Consider the following 23087-nt stretch of genomic DNA (forward strand, 5'->3'; position numbering starts at 1 on the left):
AAACAGGGGATTAGTTATTAATTTTTATCCTTCACTCCCTCATCTTCCCCATTTCCTTCATCCTTAAGCGATTATGTTTTGCAGTTCATCAGTGACTTCTTCTTGGGACTGATTGCCATTGACTGTTAGGAGCTTTTGGCGATCGCGGTAATAATCAATTAAAGGTGCAGTTTCAGCACGGTAAACTTCTAGACGACGACGAATCACTTCCTCATTATCATCTTTTCGTCCTCGTGCCAGTAAACGTCCTACCACTACCTCATCTGGGACTTCTAGGCTGACTACTTTTTCACCAGACTGGTCTAGCTGTTCGAGTAATTCTTCAAGAAATACTGCTTGCTTAACAGTCCGAGGAAAACCATCGAGAATCCAACCATGCTTGGCATCTAACTGACTCAGGCGTTCTTGTACCATTTCTTGTACTAGAATGTCTGGAACTAGTTCCCCTTTATCCATATAACTTTGAGCTTTCAAGCCCAAACGGGTTTGCTTGGACAATGCTTCGCGCAATATGTCACCCGTAGAAACATGGGGAACTTGCCGATGGTCAGCTAATGTCTTAGCTTGTGTTCCTTTACCAGCTCCAGGCGGCCCCAAGAAGATTAGTCGCGTCACTATTGTTTCACCATTCCTTCATAGCGCTGAGAGATAACATAAGTTTGGATTTGTCTTGCCGTATCGATGGCCACACCAACTAAAATCAACAAAGAAGTAGCACCCAATCCCTTAAATGTCGGGACTCCTAAAGCACTTTCCACGCCGGTTGGGATAATAGCAACTAAACCCAAAAAGATAGCACCTAAAAATGTGAGTCGGTTCGACACCCGTTCGATGTACTCGCTAGTTGCCTTGCCAGGACGGATACCAGGAATACTAGAACCCATTTTCTTCAAATTTTGAGCTACATCTACTGGGTTGAGAATTAACGAAGAATAGAAGTAGCTGAAGAAAATAATGGAAATCATGTACACTAGGGCGTAAAGCCAAGAACCAGAACCGCTGGGACTCAGATAAGTGTTAACAATATTGGCCAATTCAGCATTTTTCGTGAAATTGGCGATTAACAATGGCAAACTGAGAATTGCGGCAGCAAAAATAATTGGCATGACACCGCCTTGATTGAGGCGCAAGGGTAGAAAACTACGCTGTTCTGCCAAAACTCGGCGGCCTACTTGGCGACGAGCAGAAATAATTGGAATACGGCGCATTCCTTCTTGCACAACCACAATACCAACAATTGTGGCCAAGAAAACTAAGATAAGTACGATCACGCGGCCTACTGTTTCCCTACCGCCCACTTGTACCAAATCGATGGTATCGCCCAAAGCTTTTGGTAGTGAAGCGACAATATTGACAAAAATCAACAATGATGCACCATTTCCAATACCCCGTTCTGTAATCAGTTCTGATGCCCACATAACGAACATAGAACCAGCAGTGAGGGCGATGGCAGTTTCAGCTACAAATAACGGCCCTGGATTCAAAGCAAATTGCTGCAAGAATAATGCCGAAAAAGCCGTACTTTGAATAATTCCCCATCCCAAAGATACATATCGGGTAATTTGGGATATTTTTCGCCTACCTGCTTCCCCTTCATTTTTCTGTAAATTTTCTAAAGATGGAATTGCAGCGGTGAGCAATTGGATGATAATGGACGCATTGATAAAGGGCAAAATTCCCAAAGCAAAGACTCCCAAAGTTGAAAGTCCTCGCCCAGAAAAGATATCCAGCAAACCAAATATGGCGTTGTTTCCTGAGATGGCTGTGGCAAAACGATCCCTATCAATTCCTGGCACAGGCAAGAAGATGCCTAAGCGAACCAAAATTAAAATACCGACGGTGACAAGCAGCCTACCTCTCAGCCCAGCTGCTTGTGCCATCTGCATAAAAGTTTCTTGAGCCGTTGGGGCTTTGTCTCGACTGATCATAGAGTGCTACCTTTAGTGTGAACCAGGCGCTGGTTGCGAGTTGGCTTGCATCTAAGTGCCCTATTCCGGCTCACTCATAAGACTTCACAACTCCCACCAGCTGCCTCAATTTTGCTGCGAGCTGTACCTGTGAAAGCTGCCGCTTGTACCTTGAGCGGAACGCTCAATTCCCCGTTACCCAAAATTTTCAATGGGCCTTTAGCACCAGTGATAATACCTGCTGCTTCTAATGAGGTCAAAGTTACTTCGGTATTAGGGGGGAGGGAGGCTAGCTTCTCTACATTAATCGTAGTGTAAATCTTGCGATTCACAATTGGAAAGCCCTTGAGTTTTGGTAAGCGGCGGTAAAGTGGCTGTTGACCACCTTCAAAACCTGGTCTCGTACCACTACCAGAGCGAGATTTTTGACCCCGCATACCTAAACCAGCACTCGCACCTTGACCAGCAGAAATACCCCTACCTACACGGCGACGGCGTTTCTTCGAGCCTTTTTGGGGCTTAACATCGTTGAGTCTCATAAGCTAAAAGTGTCCTTTGTCAATTGTCCTCGTCATTTGTCAATTGTCCTTTGTCATTTGCAAATGACCAATGACCAATGACTAATGACTGATGACTAATTAGATGTAGAGATTTTCAATAGGAATACCGCGATCTTCAGCAACTTCAGAGAGAGTACGCAGTGTAGACAAAGCGTTAACTGCGGCTCTAGCATTATTGAGCGGATTGTTGGAGCCAAGTTGCTTGGCTAGGACGTTGCGAACTCCTGCCAATTCCAAGACTGTACGGACAGCGCCACCAGCAATTACACCAGTACCAGGTGCGGCTGGACGCATAATTACTTTTGCACCGCCACCAATACCATCGATGGGATGGGGGATAGAGTTGGATTTGGTGATTGGGATATCAATGAGGTGTTTTTTGCCGTCGGCTACACCTTTTTTCACTGCTCCAATTACATCCGAGGCTTTACCTACTCCAACACCAACTTGCCCGCGTTCGTTACCAACGACGACTATTGCCCGGAAGCTAAGTTTTTTACCGCCTTTAACCACCTTACTCACGCGTCGGATCTGAATTACCCGCTCTTGCCAAGTGGTTTCTTCTTTTTTGGCACGCTTGGTTCTAGTTTTACGCTCTGTTGCCATAATCAATGTTCTCTTAATGTCATTTGTCAGTTGTCATTTGTCCTTTGTCATTTGTCCTTTGTCATTTGTCCTTTGCAAATGAACAATGACTAATGACTAATGACCAATGACTTTAGAAATCTAAACCGGCTTCGCGAGCTGCATCAGCTAGGGCTTTGACACGACCATGATATAGGTTGCCGCCGCGATCGAAGACTACTTTGGCAATGCCTTTTTCTAGCGCTCGTACTGCGATCAACTTACCAACTTGCACGGATGCATCCTGGTTGGCACCTGAAGCTAAACTTGATTTCAACTCTGGTTCTACAGTTGATGCTGCCACTAGGGTGTGATGCTTTGTATCATCAATTACCTGGGCATAAATATGCTCGTTAGAACGAAATACTGCTAAACGCGGCCGTTCTGGGGAGCCAATAACTCTGCCACGAACGCGTCGATGGCGACGCTGTTTTGATTCTCTACGAGTAAGTTTCATTTTTACTTCTTACCACTCTTACCAGTCTTACCAGCTTTACGTCTTACCACTTCCCCGGCATAGCGAATACCTTTGCCTTTGTAGGGTTCTGGTGCGCGAACAGCACGAATTTTAGCTGCTATGTTGCCGACAATTTCCTTGTCGTAGCCGCTGACAATAACGTTAGTGGTGCCTTCGACTGCAAACTGAACTCCTTCTGGTGGTTCGATTTGCACCTGATGGCTATAACCCATGTTTAATAGTAGGTTACGTCCTTGAATTTGTGCTCGGTAACCAACCCCTTGGATTTCCAAACGGCGTTGAAAACCTTGAGAAACTCCTTCCACCATATTGGCAACTAAAGTGCGGCTCAAGCCGTGTAATTGCCTGGAAGTACGAGTATCATCTCGACGAGTTACTTGTAATACTTCTCCCTCTTGGGAAACTATAACGTTGGCAGGTAAATTGCGAGAAAGTTCTCCTTTAGGCCCTTTCACCACAACTTTAGTGCCATCGATCGCCACTTGTACTTTGGCGGGAATGGAAATTGGACGTTTACCAATACGAGACATGATTTTTTGTCCTTTATGCAGTTATGAGTTATGAGTTATGAGTTATGAGTTTTTATGACTAACTTTTTACTCCTCACTTTTAACTCTTCACTTTTGTTTACTACCAAACGTAGCAAAGCACTTCACCACCCAAGTTCTGACGCCGCGCTTCGCGGTCAGTCATAATACCACTGGATGTAGAAATAATGGCTATACCAATGCCGCCTAATACTCTTGGTAATTCTTTTCTATTGGAGTAAACACGCAAACCAGGTTTACTAACCCGCTTCAGGGCAGTGATTAAAGGCTGACGATTCTTACCCTTGTATTTCAGGGAGATCACCAAATTGCGTTTTACATCATCTCCTGATTCTTCATATTCACCAATGAAACCTTCTTCCCGCAGCACCTTGGCAATACTACGGGTCATTTTTGTAGCTGGCACTTGTGTAGTTTGATGCCGCGCCAGGTTGGCATTGCGGATGCGCGTCAGCATATCTGCAATTGTGTCGTTAGCCGCCATCGTTCCCTCTATAGATGAACTTATTGATCGCGAAAGGGCATTCCTAATTCTTTAAGTAAGGCGCGGCCCTCTTCGTCGTTTTTCGCTGTGGTGATGATGGAAATATCCAAACCACGGATTTGATCGATGCTATCGTACTCGACCTCTGGAAAAATTAGCTGTTCTCTAACACCGAGAGTATAGTTCCCACGTCCGTCAAAACTTTTAGGGCTGACACCGCGAAAATCTCGGATTCTTGGTAGCGATAGGCTAATGAGTCGGTCGAGAAAGGCATACATTCTTTCGCCTCTGAGGGTGACCATAATACCCACAGGCATACCTTGACGAATTTTAAAGCCAGCGATCGCTTTTTTCGCCCTGGTCACTACTGGTTTTTGACCAGTAATTGTTGCAATTTCATTGATCGATGCTTCCAACGCCTTGGCATTTTGAGCCGCTTCGCCCAATCCTCGGTTAACAGTAACTTTCACCAACTTCGGTACTTGATGAACGTTGGTAAATTGAAACTGAGAAGTTAGTTTTGGGACGATTGTCTCGTGATATAAGGTTTTAAGTCTTGTTGTCGCCATAGTTTTTGTCTCGATATCCCTGGGCTTGGTCAGGGAATAAAGTTATGAGTTGTAAGTTGTGAGTTATGAGTTGTGAGTTATGAGTCGTGAGTTATGAGTTATGAGTTGTGATTTTTCACTCCTAACTTTTAACTTTTCATTCCTAATTTTTAAGTTTTAATTCCTAACTCCTAACTTTTAATTCCTAACTCATAACTATTTATCAATAATTTCGCCAGTTTTCTTAAGTTTTCTCACTTTTTTACCTTCTGGCGTAAAGGTGTAGCAAACACGACTAGCAACGTTTTGCTTGGTGGAATAAAGCATGACGTTGGAGCTATGAATGGGGAATTCTTGGGTAACAATGCGCCCTGATTCTCCTTCTTGCTGCGGTTTGACGTGCTTAGTTTTAATATTGACACCTTTGACGATAACTTGACTCAGTTGGGGAAGTGCTTTGATAATTTCACCAACTTTTCCTTTGTCTTTACCAGCAATTACTTGTACGGTGTCGCCAGTTTTAACGTGCATTTTGTGGAATACTTTGGGCGTACCCTGTTTGGTTGCCATTACAGCACCTCCGGAGCCAGAGAAACAATTTTGGTAAAGTTTTTATCGCGGAGTTCCCGCGCAACTGGGCCGAAAACCCGCGTGCCTCTGGGATTCCCGTCTTTGTTGATAATTACAGCGGCATTGTCGTCAAAGCGAATACTCATACCGCTATCACGTTTTACAGCTTTGCGAGTACGAACAATTACTGCTTCCACTACATCAGATTTTTTGACAGCCATATTGGGTGTAGCGTCTTTGACAACAGCAATAATCTTATCGCCAATAAAACCATAACGGCGGTTGCCTCCGCCTAAGACGCGGATACACATTAGCTTTCGGGCACCGCTATTATCTGCGACATTTAAGTAAGTCTGGGGTTGAATCACGATTGTGCTCCCTTGTTATGTTGTTATAAAACTAACAACTATGAGGTTTAAGTAGGTTTGACGTTCAGGATTTCTGTGACTTTCCAGCGTTTGGTTTTACTCAAAGGTCTAGTTTCCTGAATGCGGACGCGATCGCCCACTTTACACTGATTTTCTTCGTCGTGAACCTTATAGCGCTGGGTTTGAACTACAATTTTGCCGTACTTGGGGTGAGGAGCGCGGTTTTCTACGGCCACTACCACCGTTTTTTGCATTTTGTCGCTCACTACCAAGCCAACTCGTTCTTTGACTGCCATAATCTCCTACTTTTCTGCTTGCGGGGGTTGATTTTCTGCCCGTTTGCGTTCTCCCTCCACCGTCAGCAATTGAGCTAGGCGGTGTTTAGCATGTCGGAACTGGTGGGGCTTGTCTAGTTGTCTTGTGGCTTTTTGCAAGCGCAACTGAAATAGTTGTTTTTTGACAGCGAGAATTTCCTCAGAAAGTTTTTCGTCGCTTAATTCTCTTGCTTCTGAAATCTTGGGAAGAGGCATGACCTACTCCTGTTCCTGTGGTTGAGAGCGCACAATAAATTTGGTTTTGATTGGCAGTTTATATGCAGCCAAGCGCATGGCTTCACGGGCGACTTCTTCAGAAACGCCGGCGATTTCAAACATAATCCGCCCTGGCTTGACTACAGCTACCCAAAACTCTGGCGAACCCTTACCGGAACCCATCCGAGTTTCCGCAGGACGCATGGTTACAGGTTTATCAGGGAAAATCCGAATCCAGATTTGTCCACCCCGGCGAATATAACGAGTCATTGCCCGCCGAGAAGCTTCTATTTGTCGGGAGGTAATCCAAGCCGGTTCTTGAGCTTGGAGTGCGAAATCACCGAAGTTAAGGGTACTACCACGGCTGGCTAGTCCCTCCATCCGTCCGCGCTGTTGTTTGCGGAATTTAGTTCTTCTAGGACTTAACATGATTGGCTACTGAGTACTGGGCATTGAGCATTGGGCATTGGGCATTGGGCATTATCAATGCCCCATGCCCTATACGCCATTCCCATTTATCCTTCATTTGAACGGTCTTCAAATTGTTGGCGACGGCGTTGTTGTTGACGGCGGCGGGGTTCGCGTTCGCGATCGCCACGATCCGAGCGATCGCCACGATCCGAGCGAGCTGCGGGTGGTGGTGCAGTTTCTTCCTGTCCAGGGATAATTTCTCCCTTAAACACCCATACTTTGATACCCAAAATGCCGTAAATAGTTTTTGCTGTGCAATAAGAGTAATCAATGTCAGCCCGTAAGGTATGTAGAGGTACTCTACCTTCACGAGTCCACTCTGTCCGGGCAATTTCAGCACCGTTCAAGCGACCACTGACTTGAATTTTAATACCTTGGACGCCAGCCCGTTGGGCGCGTTGAATCGCTTGTCGCACTACTCGCCGGAAGGAAACACGGCGTTCTAATTGTTGAGCAATGTATTCAGCAATTAGGTATGCATCAGCATCAACTCGTTGCACTTCAACTACGTTAATGCGAATTTGGCGATTACTACCCAATAGCCCTTGGAGTCCGGTACGCAAGGATTCTATACCTTGTCCACCGCGACCCACTACTACCCCTGGTCTAGCTGTGCGTACTTCTAGGTCGATTTGGTCGGCTTTACGCTCAATTCTCACTTCGGAGATTCCGGCGTTGTTTTGAGCTAGTCTACCGAGCTTTTGTTCTATGTATGTACGGAGTTTGTGGTCTTCTTGTAAAAGTTCTGGATAACGTTCCGGAACTGCAAACCAACGGGATTGGTGTTCTTGTGTAATACCCAGGCGAAAACCGACTGGATGAATTTTCTGTCCCACGAATGCTTCCTCTAAAATTTCTGACTAAATCGTTATTTTTCTGGGGCGGCTCCAACGGCGACAGTAATATGACACGTCGGCTTGCGAATTTGGTAAGCTCGACCTTGCGCCCTTGGTTGAAATCGTTTCAGGACAGGCCCTTGGTCGGCATAAGCCTGAGTAATTATTAGTTCAGACCGATCTAAGCCAGCATTGTGTTCGGCATTGGCAGCAGCGCTTCTGAGAACCTTCAATATGGGTTCAGTGGCGCGATAGGGCATGAATTCCAGGATAATTAACGCTTCTCGATAGGATAGCCCGCGGATTTGATCGAGTACGCGACGCACTTTCAAGGGAGAAATGCGGATAAAACGGGCGATCGCTTTCACTTCAGTAGTATCAGTAGCCATAATTTTCTCCATTTTGGTCATTTGTCTTCTGTCACTTGTCATTTGTCTTTTGTCCTTTTTTGAGAATTAATGACCAATGACTAATGACTAATGACTAATGACTACCTACCCGATTTTTTGTCACTTTTGCCATGACCCCTGTAGGTGCGTGTTGGGGCGAATTCACCCAACTTGTGTCCTACCATTTGTTCGTTGACAAATACTGGAACGTGTTGACGCCCATTATGAACAGCTATGGTATGACCGACCATCACAGGTAGAATTGTCGAAGCTCGTGACCAAGTTTTAATAACTTCTTTTCTGTTAGTGTCGTTGAGCTTTTCAATTTTTTTAAGAAGATGATCCGCAACAAAGGGACCTTTTTTTAGAGAACGACCCATAGTTCAATTTTGGATTTTGGATTTCGGAATTAGAATTTAGGAGTGAGGAGTTAGGAATGATGAGTTAGAAGTTAGATTTTACTCTCAACTTATTTCAGTCATAACTCATAAGTCATAACTCCTAACTCTTTACGATTCACGACCGCCACGACCGCGTTTAGAAGATTTACGACGACGACGTACTATATATTTGCTGCTGAGTTTCTTGGGATTGCGTGTCTTGGCTCCCAAGGTGGGTTTGCCCCAAGGTGTTACAGGGCCAGATCTACCGATGGGTGCCCTACCTTCACCACCACCATGTGGGTGATCCACTGGGTTCATGACGCTACCTCTGACCTTCGGACGGCGACCCTTCCAGCGATTTCGTCCTGCTTTACCTGCACTGAGGTTTCTGGCGTCAGTGTTACCTACTTGCCCAATGGTGGCGTAGCATTCACGTCGAATCAACCGGACTTCTCCTGAGGGCAACTTAAGAGTTACATAGTTACCTTCTTTTGCCACTACTTGGGCGCTAGCACCAGCCGCACGTACAATTTGACCACCTTTACCGGGGGTCAGTTCTACGTTGTGAACGCTAGTACCTAAGGGAATATTTGATAGTGGTAGGGCATTCCCGTCTTCAAAGGGAGCTTCGGGGCCAGCAATAATTGTTGTCCCTACTTTCAGTCCGTTTGGTTGGATAATATAGCGTTTTTCGCCATCTTGGTATTCCAACAATGCAATGCGCGCATTGCGATTGGGATCGTATTCGATGGCTGTCACTTGGGCGGGAATATTGCGCTTATCTCTTTTAAAATCGATGATCCGGTAAAGTTTTTTATGTCCGCCACCCCGGCGACGACTGGTTATCCGCCCTTGATTATTCCGACCTTTGGCGCGGTGTACGAATTTAGTTAGAGATTTCTCTGGCTCAGTTTTGGTGATTTCTGAGAAGTCAGAAATCGTTACTTGCCGAGTACTTGGGGTATAAGGGCGATAGGAACGAGTACCCATAATCTATTTTGGATTTGATGAATTTTGGATTTTGGATTTTGGATTTTGGATTTAATGAATTTTGGATTTTGGATTTTGGATTTAATGAGTGTTTAACTAATTACAACCATTGATGGCACTTTCTCAGTAAACTCCTCAATCTAAAATCTAAAATCTAAAATCTAAAATCTAAAATTCCTAGACATCTGGGAATAGAATCTGTCTAATCTTCTCTACATCCCCTGGTGCAACGGTAACAATAGCTCGCTTATACAGGGGCTTAAAACCAACAAATTTACCAACGCGACGTTTTTTACGTGGTGGTACTGCGGTATTGACTTTGACAACCTTGACTTGAAATAAATCTTCAATCGCAGCCTTGATTTCTGGTTTAGATGCTTTTGGAGTTACTTCAAAGGTGTATTTATTCTGCTCCATTAAGATCGTCGCTTTCTCGGTAACAATTGGGCGACGCACTAAGTCAGCAAGATAGCGGGGGTCAAAGCTAGGCACTGTAGACCTCCTGAATTTTTTCTAGAGCTGATGTTGTAAGCACAATCTTGTCAGCGTGCAATAAATCGTAAACATTTAACTGGTCAGCTGCAATTAACTTCAAATTTGCGATATTGCGGGCTGACAAATAAACGTTTTCTGGAAATTCAGACAATACTAATAGTGTCTTATTTTCTGGCGCTGCTCCCCAACGAGCTAATGCTGCTACCAAATCTTTGGTTTTTGGACGTGATAGCTGTTCGCTAAATTCTTCTACTACAATCAAATCGTCAATGCGACCGACAAATGCTGTCCGTAGTGCTAAACGGCGCTCTTTGCGGTTCATTTTCAAGTTGAAGTCTCTGGGTTTTGGCCCAAAGATCACACCACCACCACGCCATAGGGGCGAACGAATCGAACCAGCACGGGCGCGACCAGTACCCTTTTGACGCCAGGGTTTGCGTCCGCCTCCTCTCACTTCCGAACGAGTCTTGGTACTGGCAGTTCCTTGACGAGCGTTGGTCATTTGCCGTACTAGAGCGCGGTGTACAATATGAGACGCTGTTTGCTCTTTGGCAACTCGCAACTCAAAGCTTGTCTGGCCGACTTGTTCTCCTTGCCAATTTTTAACTACACTTTCAACCATTTTTAGTCCTTAGTCATTAGTCCTTAGTAGAGACGCGATTAATCGCATCTGTACAATAGTCCTTAGTCATTAGTCATTAGTCCAAATTTTGACTGTTGACTATTGGCTAGTGACTACTTACCGACTTGCTTTGCAGGTACAACACTTACGAGAGCGCCTGGTTTTCCAGGAATGGCTCCTTTGATTAGCAATAAGTTACGTTCTGCGTCTACTCGCACCACAGTCAGCTTGCGAATTGTGACGCGGCTACCGCCTAAACGCCCCGCCATCCGCTTACCTGGATACACACGACCAGGTGTAGTACCAGCACCAATGGAACCAGGCGCTCTATGGTTTTTAGAACCATGTGACATCGGCCCCCGACCAAAGTTGTTACGCTTCTGGTTACCCGCAAAGCCACGGCCGATACTTGTACCGATTACATCTACTGTTTGACCTGCACTAAAAATATCTGCTTTAATCTGCTGACCTAAAGCATAATCACTAGAGCTGTCAGTGTGATACTCATTTAAATGACGCAATGCTGGGGCAGATGATTTAGCTAAGTGACCCAACAATGGTTTGTTTAGTGCCTTTGGTTTGACTTCGCCATAACCAATTTGAATGGCGGCGTAACCGTCGGTTTGTTTTGTTTTAACTTGTGTAACAGTGCATGGCCCTGCTTGGATAACGGTAACAGGAATGGCTACTCCTGCTTCGTCAAATATTTGGGTCATGCCCAGCTTGGTGCCGAGAATACCTACAGACACAGTAACTGGTTCTCCTTTCTACTTGCTGACCTTGTAATCCGACTCTAGAGGACACGCTTTGTACGCGTCAGTTTAGGCTATAGCCTGGGAAATTTGGAATGGCCTCAACCACTCCAAATACTTTGGGACACAACAAACCGTGTCCGTACTGCTTGGCGAATCTGTTTAGCTTCAGTGACGAGACCGCCATAACAGCCACAAGTCTCTTCCCATTGGGAAGAAGTAACTTCTGGAATCAATGCAAGGCGCTACAGCTTTCGGCTGTGTGCAGCAATGCCCTTGTCCAAGCAATTGCTGTGGCACTTTTTGCAGGCAGCGTTGCCGCTGGGTTTTTGATTTGTATCTGCCCAAAGGACGGCTTCCCCAAGGTTGGTGACTGCCTTGTTGCAGGTGGACTTAGGCGGCTTTACCACCCAGTATCCGTTCACTGAGCTAGCACTGCTGCTCAGATGTCATGTTTTTAAAGACCTTAAACTGTTGTTTAAAGCTTTGCCTTTTTTGTCGTCGGCTTACGAGTGAGTTTAGTCTGAAGCTGAGGATTGGCTTTGCTTCGTCCTTCACAAGCTCCAATGTTAACCTAAAAGCTTTCTTAGTTTACCAGCCAATGAACAATCTAAGTTAAATTATCATCTTTAAATTCACCGTTCGGGCTTTGATGCTAACACTATTTCAGAATGACATTAGGGAGGCAAACTAATTTGGGCATTTGGTCACAATCTAATAATATAAATTATTTATTTATCATTGTCCAGTAATTTTTTAGAATTGGGTATGGGGGAGCAGGGGAGATGGGGAGATGGATATCTAAGTGGGATAAGACAACAATCAATCTATGGCACTAATTACCACTGGCAACGCTTTAATCCGGGATCTGGAAAAATTTGGCGCTCTTGGAGTGTATGTACCTCTGGAAGGAGGTTATGAAGGTCGTTATCAGCGGCGGCTTCGTGCGGCTGGCTATACTACGCTGCACATTACTGCTAGGGGACTGGGAGACGTAGCTGCATATCTCACAAGAGTTCATGGAATTAGACCTCCTCATTTGGGCAAAAAAAGTACTGGTAGCGGTGCGGCGGTAGGTTATGTATACTATGCACCACCTATTCTAAGTACTCATTTAGAACAGCTACCACCAAAATCCAAAGGGCTGGTGTTGTGGATTATTGAAGGAAATATTCTTTCCGACCAGGAAATTGAATATTTAGCGAATTTGCCCAAGCTAGAACCACGAGTGAAAGTAGTCATCGAGAGGGGTGGCGATCGCACTTTCCGTTGGACTTCTCTAGAAAAGACTTTGTTGGCTAGTTAGTCTTTGGTCATTTATCCTTGACTGTTGACTGTTAACTGTTAACCGTCAACAGTCAACAATAGCATTGAAATATTTTTTCCTTGGAAGTCCCTTGGTATAAGGCTTTAAATACCCTTTGCTACACTTTGCGCTTTGCCCATCAACTAACTTCGGTAGAAATTAAGAATTATAATAATTAGTAATTACATAATCACTATATTGGCTTACTTCATATATCCATATCATTTCCTTCGATAAAGAATTTAAAGATTCAACTGCATCAGAATATTGAAGATATCAAAAGCTATTGTCAATAGAACCAATTAAATCGGCTTTTTGATGAAAAATAAATGCATTTTTTCAGATTTCAGCTAATTCTCAAATACAAGCATTATCTTTCTTTAAAGACAAATGCTTGATGTTTCATTTATATTTTTTGAATTTATAGCATTTTATAAATGAATCGTGAAATTTATGGCTCAGGTAGATAAAAATAAAAAATAAAGAATGGTTAAAAATTTAATTTGATTTTTCACAAATGATTTAGGGCTGCTATTTGTATTATTAAAAGTGAATATAATTAAGTTAGTTGATACAATACTCTAGTGATACAACTAAAAATTCAGGTTGTCTAATATAAAAAATATAGAATTCAAATTTTGAAATTTATGTCTACTTTTGATGAAACTGAAGCAATTTATGTGCGTGAATTAGGAATTGATGATATTGCTCCCGTTTATCATTTGGGAGAAGAGTTATTTACCAGCGATTTATATCCTTATTTATACCGCACTTGGGATGAATGGGAAGTAATTGGACTTTACAATACAGATCCAGAATATTGCCTGGTGGCTGAAAGAGACGGAGAATTAGCAGGCTTTGTTTTGGGAACCATAATTACCAAAGCATCTTGGACTTACGGTTACATTTTATGGTTGGGGGTTAGTCCGAAATTTCAGCGTCGGGGAGTAGCAGACAAGTTAGTTGATAAAGTCGTCGCTCGGATGATTGAAGATGGGGCGCGGTTCATGCTGGTAGATACTGACCCCACCAATGTTTCTGCATTAAAGTTTTTTAATCGCAAAGGTTTTGGTAATATTCGTCAGCATATTTTCTTGTCGATGAATTTAAGCAAGCATGAATATTATGGTAGATTAATTGATTACGAACATCAAAAAGCTGAAAGAGCAGGTTATCGGCGATCGCGTCCAGCAATTCGCGCTCGCAAAGCCGATAGCGTTGCTAATGAAATACTAATTAATCCGCTAGTGAGTGAATCTCAAACTACTGAAGATTAATCGCCAATTTAATAGGAGTTAGGAGTTGGGAGTTGGGAGTTGGGAGTTGGGAGTTAAAAGTATCTTGAATCTTATTAATATTATTTTCAGAAAATAAAATCAGGCTGAACAAATTTGTAAACAATAAGTTAGTATCTGGGTAATCTGAAGTTTTTGTTAGACAAAGGTGGATTCATGTTCCAAGACATTACTGCTCAGATTGATTATTCTTCCTCATTTCCATATTTAGCGACAGTCTTAGGCGTTTCTAGCGTAACGGGAACACTTGGTTGGCGCTGGTGGAAACAAAAGAACACATACAAATCCCTAGAATCACTTCCTTCTCCTCCCAAACACTGGCTGTTAGGAAATCTTCCACAAATATTAACAGCAGTGAAACAGAAGAAATTATTCCGGCAATTTTTTGATTGGAGTCAACAGCTAGGCCCGATGTATGTTATCTGGAATCGCGGCTATCCAGTTGTCATTTTAAGTAAACCGAAAATTATCGAAGATACCATTGTCAATGGCATGAGAGATGGTAGCTTAATTAGATCTGAGTCATTGCGTAAAGCTTGGAACGATATCAATGCTCCCATTATGATCGGAGAAACCGGAACTGAGTGGCAGTGGCGACGCAAGGCTTGGAACCCGGAATTCAGTTCTAGCAATCTCTCCAAATATCTTGAAATTATTAGCCAAGCCTGCGAACAAGTAATTGAGACAGTCAAAGAAGCTGCACCGCCAAAAGAAGTTGAGGTAGATCCTCTGTTTGTAGAACTAACAATGAGGGTGATTTGCTCTCTTGTACTAGGCATTCCTGTGGATAGAAAGAGTACTAGTCATGAAGGTCCCCCCCTGGAAGTTCTCAAGATGTACGAAGCAATGTCTATTTTAGGCTATCGGTTCCTACGACAAGCTGCTGGCGAGAAGACATGGATTAAATATTTGCCAACTAAGAATTCACGAGATTATTGGGCATCAAGGCGATATTTAGAGGAATTTCTGACTCCTCGTGTAGACTTAGCTTTACAGATGAGAGAACAAAACCAGACTGATTTACCACAAGTAAGTTCTTTGTTCCGGGAATCAATGTTAGTCAAAATCGCTGCTAAAGAACCAAAATACAATCGCGAAACATTAATAGCAGAATGTGTTGAACTCTTAATAGCTGGTACTGATACAACAGCCCATACTTTATCCTTTGCAGTAGGAGAGTTGAGCTTAAATCAAAGGGTTTTTCAGCAAGCACGGGACATCGTCGATCGAGTTTGGCAAAGCAAAGGCTGTATTAATACAGAAAGCTTCAAGGAATTGGCTTATATTAGTGCAATTCTCAAGGAAACATTGCGCCTTTATTCAGTCGCCTCAGGCTCAACTTCATTGCAGGCTCAACGCGACACTGTAATTGAAGGTAAAGCGATTCCTCGCGGTACAAGAATATCCTGGTCAATGCTTGCTGCTGGAAGAGATCCAGAAGTCTATGCTAATCCGGAGGTATTTCTGCCAGAACGTTGGTTAGACAAAAGTAAGGAAACTAGTTCACTGCCAATGATAGACTTTGGCTCAGGGTCTCATCGTTGCTTGGGAGAGCATTTATCAATGCTCGAAGGAACTTTGATGCTAGGATTATTACTCCGCTACTTCGACTGGGAGTTAGTCAACGGTCGTTCTTCTCTGGAACAATTACAGCAAAACCTGTTAATTTATCCGTCCGATAAAATGCCAGTGCGCTTTCGGTTGAGAAATTGGCAGTAAAACTTTCAGAATGGCGTACTAATTTTTTCTTTGGATTTTCTGTATTTCTATAGCAATTCGATTTGATTTATTAACTTATATATGTGGGTAGGCAAGAGGCAATAGGGCTATAGAAGATTAAAGGGTACGGAATTTTTTTTAAAATCAAATATGAGTCCTATAAATAGCAATCCTAAGTCATTTCTGAAAAATCTATTGCCTATTGCCTGCTTCCAAAACTAATTTAAAAACTCTAAGACTTAATTTCTTAATTTCCTGACTTTCTTTATATGCCAGAACAACAGTGGAACCTAGCAACAGCAGAACAACCGCCAGAGTGGTTCATTCAAGCGGTGAAACAGCATACACCTGCATCAAATGGAATGTATGCAGCACAATTGTTGTGGCAACGGGGAATTAAAGAAAAATCACAACTATTAGCTTTTATCAACCATAAAGCATACCAAGCAGCAAGTCCCTTTGAATTTGGACAAGAAATGCATTTGGCGATCGCCCGCTTAAAAAAAGCACGCGATGGTCGTGAAAAAGTTGCTATTTGGGGAGATTTTGACGCTGATGGTATTACCTCCACTGCCGTACTTTGGGATGGATTAGGAGAGTTTTTTATTCAAAATATCCAGTTAAGTTATTACATTCCTAATCGTTTAAAAGAATCCCACGGATTAAATAATCAAGGAATTGAAAATTTAGCAAAACAAGGTTGTAAATTAATAGTCACTTGTGACACGGGTAGCACAAATATTAATGAAATTATTTATGCTAAAGAATTAGGTATTGATGTCATAGTTACCGACCATCACACATTACCTGAAGAACGCCCGCCAGTTACAGCAATTATTAATCCGCGATATCTGCCAAAAGAACATCAGCTATTTAATCTTTCTGGAGTGGCGGTAGCTTATAAATTGGTGGAAGCACTGTATCAAAGTTTGCCTGATATTCCCCAACATCCATTACAGGATTTATTAGATTTAGTGGCAGTAGGATTAATTGCTGACTTGGTGCAACTGAGTGGAGATTGTCGCTATTTGGCACAGTTGGGAATTCAACGACTGCAAGCAGATTTTCAACAGCCACCGACAGCGCGACGACGACCGGGGGTAGGGCGATTATTAGAATTGTGCCAGAAAAGTGGCGATCGCCCCACAGATATTTCCTTCGGTTTAGGGCCTAGAATCAACGCCGTCAGCCGCATCCAAGGCGATGCTAGTTTTTGCGTCGAATTATTAACTAGTCGCGATATCAAACGTTGTCACGAATTAGCCGAAGTTACAGAACTGGCAAACACCAGGCGCAAATCCTTGCAGAAAGATGTACAAGCCCAAGTCGCACAAAAACTGACTCAATTAGATTTATCAACCACCAGCGTCATTGTCCTAGAAGATCCCCAATGGCCTGCCGGTGTCTTGGGCTTAGTCGCCGGACAAGTAGCACAAGAAACAGGACGCCCGACAATTTTGTTAAGTACAGAAGGACTGGAGGGAGACAAGGGAGAGGGGGAAGAAAATTCTACCTTGTCTCCCTTGTCTACCTTGTCCCCCTCATCCCCCCCACTTGCAAGGGGTTCCGCCCGTTCGGTGAATTCGGTCGATTTGTATCAATTGGTAAAAGAACAAGCACATCTGTTGCATCGCTTTGGCGGACATCCTTTTGCTGCGGGTTTGAGTTTGCCGGTTGAGAATATTCCTTTATTTACAGCAGCGATTAATCAGCAGTTACGGCAATCTTTGGGCGGTATAACTCTCACGCCAACGGTGCAAGCAGACATAGTGGTAAAAGTTGCAGATTTGGGGAAAGAATTATTTTTAGAACTGAAATTACTAGAACCTTGTGGAATGGGTAACCCTGTTCCCAAACTGCTAATTCAAAACTGCTGGTTTGAAAATAGTTGGCATCGCAATCAGCAAGATTGGCGAGGAAAAAAGGTACAGTACATTAAAACTGAGTTTGATATTCGGGATGATTCAACTAGAAGTCAGTTTCCTGGTATTTGGTGGGGACACTACAAAGATGAATTGCCCATAGGCAGGTGTGATTGTATAGCAGAACTCGACTATAACACCTTCAAAAAACGCTATGAAATTAGATTAATTGCCGTCCGCCCAAGTGAAAACTCAGCATTCAGTACTCAATACTCGCCATTCATTCTCGACTTACGGAATCAGGACAACTCAGCACAGACGCCATTAATGGCGTCTCTACCCACTTCGGCACTGATTCTTGAACATTGTCCGACGAACTGGGATGATTTACGTGCATGGTTGCGGCGATGTTTAAATGCTACCGTTGATAATCAACAACTAGCGATCGCTTGGTCTAAACCCAACCACCAATCACCAAAACAAATTTGGCAGACCTTGGTTGGTGTTGCTAAATATCTTAGTCGTACCAATCAACTAGTTACCCGCGTCCAACTTTTAGATAAACTTGGGATTAGCGATCGCACCTTATTTTTAGGAATCAAAGCTTTAAAATATTACGGTTTTACAGTAACAAGAGAAGACCGCGATTTGCAAATTACCTGGAATCCCAACAATGTTTTTGAAACTAAGGGTGATGCAGCTGTTACACAATTTTTAGCCGCCATCAAGGAAGAACAATTCCAGCAAAACTACTTTGCAGAGGTGCCACTATCTACCATTGTTGCCATGATTAATACTCAGTAATGTGGCGATTCAAATTTGATATAGCGGTTAAATCAATAATTCACATCATTTTACGAATGCGAATACTTTTCAATGAAATAACAGTAAAAGCTCTTAATAATTCATCTGCGTGCTGATTAATGGCATTGGCAATAATTTCTGCTCTCTCATTTGGAGATAAACCGAATAATCGAATTAACACCACACCTGTTGCAATTCGACGCAAACGGAAAACTAACTCACCAAAATCTTTATCTGATGTCAATAAAATTGCACCTTCATTATTAGCCAAGTCCAAGACTTCATCATCAAGAATTCCTGGTTGCATTTCCACAACATACAAAACTTCATGACCATCAAGCCGCAGACGTTCAACGATTTGCCAATCTAAATTTTCGTCCCCTAAAAACTTCAAGAAACTTTCTCAATCGTTGGATAAACCACATCATACCGCAAAGCTTGAGCTGCAAATGCCAAAGCTGCTTTAATTCCTTCATCAGTAAGTCGCGGATGCGCTTCGAGTATTTGCTGAGGTGTTTCACCAGCAGCAAGTTTTTCAAGAATTAACTCAACTGTAATACGAGTTCCTGAAACGACAGGTTTACCCATCATTATTTTCGGATCGGATACGATTTTTTCCATAAATTAGGATTATTCGGATAAATAATTAATGTATAAGGCGATATAGCTTTCTCCGATTTTATGCTTAGAAATTAAGCAGTAAATTCATATTATATATTTTAGCATTTAGCTATAGCAGCTTTTAGAGGCGATCGCTGAAGGCAACGTAACTATTTCTTAAGGTGCGATCGCGTGGGTAATTTGAGAGAAGCGATCGCGCCTCAAACGAGTAGTAGGCACTAAACCATGTTGCTATATCAAGATTAAGTAGAATCATAAAAAATATAAAGTTTTAATAGTCAAATACCGTATAACTACGTAAGCTATTCAGTTAATTTAAGATTATAAAGAAATAGCGAAAATACTCAAATCGAGCTACACATTAACTAAATAAAACTAAAATATCTTCCGTATATAGAGAAGGTAAAAGTTCTGCATCTAGTTAGAAAAATTTAGCAATGGGTTAGAAAATGAGCAATAAATTATATAAAGTATTTGCAGATGTAGAACAAAATGCACAACTTCTCTCTAAATATTGGCATAATTTTTCTACAGAAATTTCAGAGCATTTACCAGATACATATCACCCAGAGCTGCAAGAACTTTCTGATAAATTAGAAATAGCTATTGATAATTTAGTAAATGAACTTCAAAATCCTACTCTTACCCTTGCGACAACAGGAACTACCAGTAGCGGTAAAAGCACTTTAGTAAATTTATTATGTGGAGCAGAAATTGTTCCTGTTGCTGTCAGCGAAATGAGCGCCGGAGCAGTAACCATAGAATATAGCGAAAAAAAGTCTTTAATAATCCATGAAACTCCAGGAGCATTATGGGAGTGTGGAGAATGGACAGGTATTAGTGATGAGCGAATTTATCAACGCTTATATGATGTAATGATAAGTTACATCGATAACAGAGAGAAACAACCTAATTTAGCTTGCCCCCAATCGACCATATCTTACCCCTTTAGACTCATCAAAGAATCTAAACTGGAATTACCCAGAGGTGTAAGGGTAAAAATTATGGATTTGCCTGGTTTAGCGTATGTGGGTGATGAAGGCAATGCGAATGTGATTAAACAGTGTCGTGAGGCATTGTGTTTGGTAACATATAACAGTGCAGAAACCGACAAAGAAAAAGTTAGAAGCTTGCTGCAAGAAGTGGTTGAGCAGGTAAAAGATTTAGGTGGTTCTCCTGCAAGGATGCTGTTTATTCTCAATCGTATTGACGTTTTTCGAGCAGATAGAAACTGGCCAGAAACAGAGAATCGCTTTGTTGAGAGTGCAATACGTAGTATCAAGCTTGAACTAACCGAACATTTGAAAGAATATACAGAAGACATTGAAAATTTACAGGTTATAAAACTGAGTACATGGGCTTCTTTACTGGCACTACAGATAAAACATAATGATGAAATATATAGTGTAGAAGCATCTAAAAAAGCACGAAACCATTTTTTGGGATTAATTGATGAAAGTATATTAGAAGACCTTTCATTTAAAGCAGAAAGATGGTCTAGACATGACCGAAATAGAGTTGCTGATGCATTATGGCAAAAGTCTTATGCAGAAGAATTTCAGCAATCCTTAAGAGAACATATTAGTCAACATTTTCCACGCTTAGTTATTCCCCAAGCAATAGAACGTTTTAATGTTGCTGCTGGAAACGCTATTACAGAGTGGGCTTTACAGACAACAACAGCTATCCTTAACAGTTCAGAAGAACGCTATCAGCAAGAATGTGAAAAAATATCTTGGATTAGATTAAGCCTTAACACCTTCCTTGAAATTAGTGATAGCAAGTTAAGAGAACCATTTCAGACAATTAAGCTAGCTATAGCAGAAGAGTCAGGAGAAAAAGTACTGCGGGAGCTAGAAACAACACTTTCTAAACTTAATGAGGTAGAACCTTACAAGGAATTAGGAAACAAGATAATTGCGCTTCAAGACTGGGAAAGTGAATTAGGTAAAGGGATAAGTCAAGTTCTAGAAGCGGTGGCAAAGTCTTTAGAAAATGGGCGAATAATTCTAGACATTCCGAATTTAAAAAAGGTAAATATTATACATTTAAATTTGTTAGAGAACTGTTTAAAAAGACTAGTAGACTTAGGTTATACAGCTTCAGTTGCGAAAGCTGGTAAAACAATGGAAGCGAGAACTGAAGAGGATAAAAAGAAACTTAGACGACTTAACCAAGAGTTAAACGAACTAGCAATGCATTTGAACATTGTAATGGAAGATGTCTTAAAGCGAATTTCCAGCCAACAAATAAATAGAATGTACGATGCATCTGTCGAACTTTTCAATTAATAGCGATGCCCGCGATAAAATTGCTAAGAGTCTTGGAGTTGATATTGAAATAGTTGATAACTATTACACTGGAGAAGAAGCTGCTTTTAGAGTTCTCAAAAGATATGCCAAATATGGTTATAAATTACTATATCATCCTGAAACAAGGCAACAAATTTTAGGAGTCACAGGAGTTGCAGCACCGATTATTAATGTCGCCACACAAATTGCTATAGATATTTCCAGCGAATTTCAATCTCCGCAAGATGATGTCATATTTGAAGTTGAAAATGATATCAATGCTTTTGAAGAGTACTTGCGTGCCGCAATTTTTGAAGCAGCAGGTTTTGAATCATACTGCATTCAAGAACTAAAGGGCTTGATTGATAGTTTTAGGGAAAAGCAAGGCACATGGACGGGGATTGCCCTTAATGAATGGTTGCAAGAAAACCCACTTTTGTTGGCAGAGATACCACCACAATTACGATCGCAAGAGTCTAATTTAGAAGTTAGCGATCGCTTGCGCCAATTATCTACTGCATTAAAGAAGTAGCATATTGACTTTATAACACTCTTGAATGCATTTTAAATCGTATATTAAACACGATATGCCCCGCCGCAGTAATGATGGTAAGCTTGATAATTAAAACATCACTACCATCTACCAATTCATGGCCTCGGAACGCGAAAGGATCGATAATGATTCACCGTGGAAAGAAATCTTAGAAGCTTACTTTCCCCAAGCAATGGAATTCTTCTTTCCTCAGACTGCTGCATTAATTGATTGGCAACGTCCCCACGAATTCCTAGATAAAGAATTCCAACAAATAGACCGCAATGCAGAAATTGGCAGAAGATACGCAGATAAATTGGTCAAAGTTTGGCAAATATCTGGAGAAGAAATTTGGTTATTAATTCATGTTGAAATTCAAGCAAAATCAGAAGAAACATTTGCACAAAGAATGTTTTCCTACAATCTGCGAATTTTTGATAAATTTGGCAAACCTGCCATTAGTTTAGCGATTTTATGCGATACAGATGTGACATGGCGACCAAATCAATACGGTTTTAATTATCCAGATACCAGCTTGAATTTCCAGTTTGGAACTGTTAAACTTCTCGATTACCAAAGCCGTTGGGGAGAATTAGAAAAGAGTAATAATCCTTTTGCAACGGTTGTAATGGCACATTTGAAAACACAAGAAACTACTAAAAAGCTAGGAGAACGCAAAGCATGGAAATTTAGCTTAATTCGTCGATTGTATGAATTAGGTTTGCCAGAAAAAGATATTCGTAACCTCTATCGCTTCGTGGATTGGGTTATGATTTTACCAAAAGCCTTGGAAACAGAGTTTTGGGAAGAATTTAAGCAATTTGAACAGGAGCGTACTATGAGTTACATTACCACAGGTGAGCGCATTGGCTACGAACGCGGACAGCAGGAACTCGTTTTACGGCTACTACAAAGACGGGTAGGAGAGTTACCCGAAGAGGTGAAAAAGCAAGTACAGTCTCTTTCACTCCAAAATTTAGAAGCACTTGGGGAAGCTTTGTTAGATTTTACAACAATTGATGATTTGCTCAATTGGCTACAAGCACATCTCAATGAAACTGAAAATTAGTTCTCGCATTTTTTAAAGTTAGCGTTTGAGTCG

General features: G+C 42.0%; 30 protein-coding genes. 7 read left to right on the plus strand and 23 right to left on the minus strand.

The genetic code is table 11. From position 1 onward, the window contains the following. Positions 1-63: 63 nt before the first annotated feature. The 20 genes from VF06_RS01890 to rplC all read right to left on the minus strand — a co-directional run bounded on the left by VF06_RS01890 (position 64) and on the right by rplC (position 11552). Positions 64-615, minus strand: coding sequence for an adenylate kinase (locus tag VF06_RS01890; protein WP_099070835.1), 552 nt, complete (start codon positions 613-615; stop codon positions 64-66). Next, the gene (gene secY, locus VF06_RS01895; RefSeq protein WP_099070836.1) at positions 615-1928 is read right to left on the minus strand and encodes a preprotein translocase subunit SecY; all 1314 of its coding nucleotides are present in this window, start codon (positions 1926-1928) and stop codon (positions 615-617) included. The genes VF06_RS01890 and secY overlap by 1 nt, the downstream gene beginning before the upstream one ends. Before the next feature lie 74 nt (positions 1929-2002). Next, positions 2003-2446 (minus strand): 50S ribosomal protein L15, encoded by a 444-nt coding sequence (rplO, locus tag VF06_RS01900; RefSeq protein WP_099070837.1) that lies wholly within the window; start codon positions 2444-2446, stop codon positions 2003-2005. Positions 2447-2545: 99 nt separating this feature from the next. After that, on the minus strand, positions 2546-3073 hold the full coding sequence (gene rpsE, locus VF06_RS01905) for a 30S ribosomal protein S5 (RefSeq protein WP_099070838.1): 528 nt from the start codon (positions 3071-3073) through the stop codon (positions 2546-2548). A gap of 112 nt (positions 3074-3185) precedes the next feature. Then, positions 3186-3548: a 50S ribosomal protein L18 gene (gene rplR, locus VF06_RS01910; RefSeq protein ID WP_099070839.1), complete on the minus strand. Its 363-nt coding sequence runs from the start codon at positions 3546-3548 to the stop codon at positions 3186-3188. A 2-nt stretch (positions 3549-3550) separates the two neighbouring features. Then, entirely contained in the window at positions 3551-4099 is a 549-nt protein-coding gene (rplF, locus tag VF06_RS01915; protein WP_099070840.1) for a 50S ribosomal protein L6, read from the minus strand. Positions 4100-4199: 100 nt separating this feature from the next. Continuing rightward, positions 4200-4601, minus strand: coding sequence for a 30S ribosomal protein S8 (rpsH, locus tag VF06_RS01920; protein WP_099070841.1), 402 nt, complete (start codon positions 4599-4601; stop codon positions 4200-4202). Positions 4602-4621: 20 nt separating this feature from the next. After that, positions 4622-5170, minus strand: coding sequence for a 50S ribosomal protein L5 (rplE, locus tag VF06_RS01925; protein ID WP_099070842.1), 549 nt, complete (start codon positions 5168-5170; stop codon positions 4622-4624). Between the two features lie 195 nt (positions 5171-5365). After that, entirely contained in the window at positions 5366-5719 is a 354-nt protein-coding gene (gene rplX / locus VF06_RS01930) for a 50S ribosomal protein L24 (protein WP_099070843.1), read from the minus strand. Beyond that, positions 5719-6087 (minus strand): 50S ribosomal protein L14, encoded by a 369-nt coding sequence (rplN, locus tag VF06_RS01935; RefSeq protein ID WP_099070844.1) that lies wholly within the window; start codon positions 6085-6087, stop codon positions 5719-5721. Before rplN ends, rplX begins: the two co-directional genes overlap by 1 nt. Positions 6088-6134: 47 nt before the next feature. Then, on the minus strand, positions 6135-6383 hold the full coding sequence (rpsQ, locus tag VF06_RS01940) for a 30S ribosomal protein S17 (protein ID WP_099070845.1): 249 nt from the start codon (positions 6381-6383) through the stop codon (positions 6135-6137). A gap of 6 nt (positions 6384-6389) precedes the next feature. Then, a complete protein-coding gene (rpmC, locus tag VF06_RS01945) occupies positions 6390-6617 on the minus strand; it encodes a 50S ribosomal protein L29 (protein ID WP_099070846.1) in 228 nt (75 codons plus the stop codon). Between the two features lie 3 nt (positions 6618-6620). Beyond that, the gene (gene rplP, locus VF06_RS01950; protein WP_099070847.1) at positions 6621-7046 is read right to left on the minus strand and encodes a 50S ribosomal protein L16; all 426 of its coding nucleotides are present in this window, start codon (positions 7044-7046) and stop codon (positions 6621-6623) included. An 86-nt stretch (positions 7047-7132) separates the two neighbouring features. Then, positions 7133-7924 (minus strand): 30S ribosomal protein S3, encoded by a 792-nt coding sequence (gene rpsC / locus VF06_RS01955; protein ID WP_099070848.1) that lies wholly within the window; start codon positions 7922-7924, stop codon positions 7133-7135. Between the two features lie 32 nt (positions 7925-7956). Continuing rightward, positions 7957-8313, minus strand: a complete 357-nt coding sequence (rplV, locus tag VF06_RS01960) for a 50S ribosomal protein L22 (protein ID WP_099070849.1) — start codon at positions 8311-8313, stop codon at positions 7957-7959. A gap of 101 nt (positions 8314-8414) precedes the next feature. After that, positions 8415-8693, minus strand: coding sequence for a 30S ribosomal protein S19 (rpsS, locus tag VF06_RS01965; RefSeq protein WP_099070850.1), 279 nt, complete (start codon positions 8691-8693; stop codon positions 8415-8417). A 129-nt stretch (positions 8694-8822) separates the two neighbouring features. Further along, complete coding sequence (rplB, locus tag VF06_RS01970) at positions 8823-9686, minus strand: 50S ribosomal protein L2 (RefSeq protein ID WP_099070851.1); 864 nt, start codon at positions 9684-9686, stop codon at positions 8823-8825. Between the two features lie 177 nt (positions 9687-9863). After that, positions 9864-10178, minus strand: a complete 315-nt coding sequence (locus VF06_RS01975; protein WP_099070852.1) for a 50S ribosomal protein L23 — start codon at positions 10176-10178, stop codon at positions 9864-9866. After that, the gene (rplD, locus tag VF06_RS01980; protein WP_099070853.1) at positions 10171-10803 is read right to left on the minus strand and encodes a 50S ribosomal protein L4; all 633 of its coding nucleotides are present in this window, start codon (positions 10801-10803) and stop codon (positions 10171-10173) included. The genes VF06_RS01975 and rplD overlap by 8 nt, the downstream gene beginning before the upstream one ends. A gap of 113 nt (positions 10804-10916) precedes the next feature. Continuing rightward, complete coding sequence (gene rplC, locus VF06_RS01985; protein WP_099070854.1) at positions 10917-11552, minus strand: 50S ribosomal protein L3; 636 nt, start codon at positions 11550-11552, stop codon at positions 10917-10919. Between the two features lie 832 nt (positions 11553-12384). Between rplC and VF06_RS01995 the strand changes: the two genes are divergently transcribed. From VF06_RS01995 to VF06_RS02010, 4 genes are all read left to right on the plus strand, one after another. Next, positions 12385-12861, plus strand: a complete 477-nt coding sequence (locus VF06_RS01995; protein ID WP_099068135.1) for an NAD(P)H-quinone oxidoreductase subunit N — start codon at positions 12385-12387, stop codon at positions 12859-12861. 647 nt (positions 12862-13508) lie between these two features. Next, complete coding sequence (locus VF06_RS02000; protein WP_099068134.1) at positions 13509-14138, plus strand: GNAT family N-acetyltransferase; 630 nt, start codon at positions 13509-13511, stop codon at positions 14136-14138. A gap of 174 nt (positions 14139-14312) precedes the next feature. Continuing rightward, positions 14313-15875, plus strand: coding sequence for a cytochrome P450 (locus VF06_RS02005; protein ID WP_099068133.1), 1563 nt, complete (start codon positions 14313-14315; stop codon positions 15873-15875). Positions 15876-16144: 269 nt separating this feature from the next. Then, a complete protein-coding gene (locus VF06_RS02010) occupies positions 16145-18541 on the plus strand; it encodes a single-stranded-DNA-specific exonuclease RecJ (RefSeq protein WP_099068132.1) in 2397 nt (798 codons plus the stop codon). Between the two features lie 40 nt (positions 18542-18581). On the opposite strand, the gene VF06_RS02015 is transcribed toward VF06_RS02010, so the two are convergent. The 3 genes from VF06_RS02015 to VF06_RS42305 form a co-directional block, all read right to left on the minus strand. Next, positions 18582-18935, minus strand: a complete 354-nt coding sequence (locus tag VF06_RS02015) for a DUF5615 family PIN-like protein (protein ID WP_099068131.1) — start codon at positions 18933-18935, stop codon at positions 18582-18584. Continuing rightward, positions 18932-19162, minus strand: a complete 231-nt coding sequence (locus VF06_RS02020; protein WP_099068130.1) for a DUF433 domain-containing protein — start codon at positions 19160-19162, stop codon at positions 18932-18934. The genes VF06_RS02015 and VF06_RS02020 overlap by 4 nt, the downstream gene beginning before the upstream one ends. A gap of 121 nt (positions 19163-19283) precedes the next feature. Further along, positions 19284-19418, minus strand: a complete 135-nt coding sequence (locus VF06_RS42305; RefSeq protein ID WP_257207585.1) for a hypothetical protein — start codon at positions 19416-19418, stop codon at positions 19284-19286. 193 nt (positions 19419-19611) lie between these two features. Between VF06_RS42305 and VF06_RS02025 the strand changes: the two genes are divergently transcribed. The 3 genes from VF06_RS02025 (at position 19612) to VF06_RS02035 (ending at position 23054) form a co-directional block, all read left to right on the plus strand. Continuing rightward, complete coding sequence (locus VF06_RS02025; protein ID WP_099068129.1) at positions 19612-21453, plus strand: dynamin family protein; 1842 nt, start codon at positions 19612-19614, stop codon at positions 21451-21453. Further along, positions 21428-21985: a hypothetical protein gene (locus tag VF06_RS02030; protein WP_244918130.1), complete on the plus strand. Its 558-nt coding sequence runs from the start codon at positions 21428-21430 to the stop codon at positions 21983-21985. The genes VF06_RS02025 and VF06_RS02030 overlap by 26 nt, the downstream gene beginning before the upstream one ends. A 118-nt stretch (positions 21986-22103) precedes the next feature. After that, complete coding sequence (locus tag VF06_RS02035; RefSeq protein WP_099068128.1) at positions 22104-23054, plus strand: DUF4351 domain-containing protein; 951 nt, start codon at positions 22104-22106, stop codon at positions 23052-23054. Positions 23055-23087 lie beyond the last annotated feature (33 nt).

This window comes from Nostoc linckia z4, assembly GCF_002608075.1.
Classification (GTDB): Bacteria; Cyanobacteriota; Cyanobacteriia; order Cyanobacteriales; family Nostocaceae; genus Nostoc; species Nostoc linckia.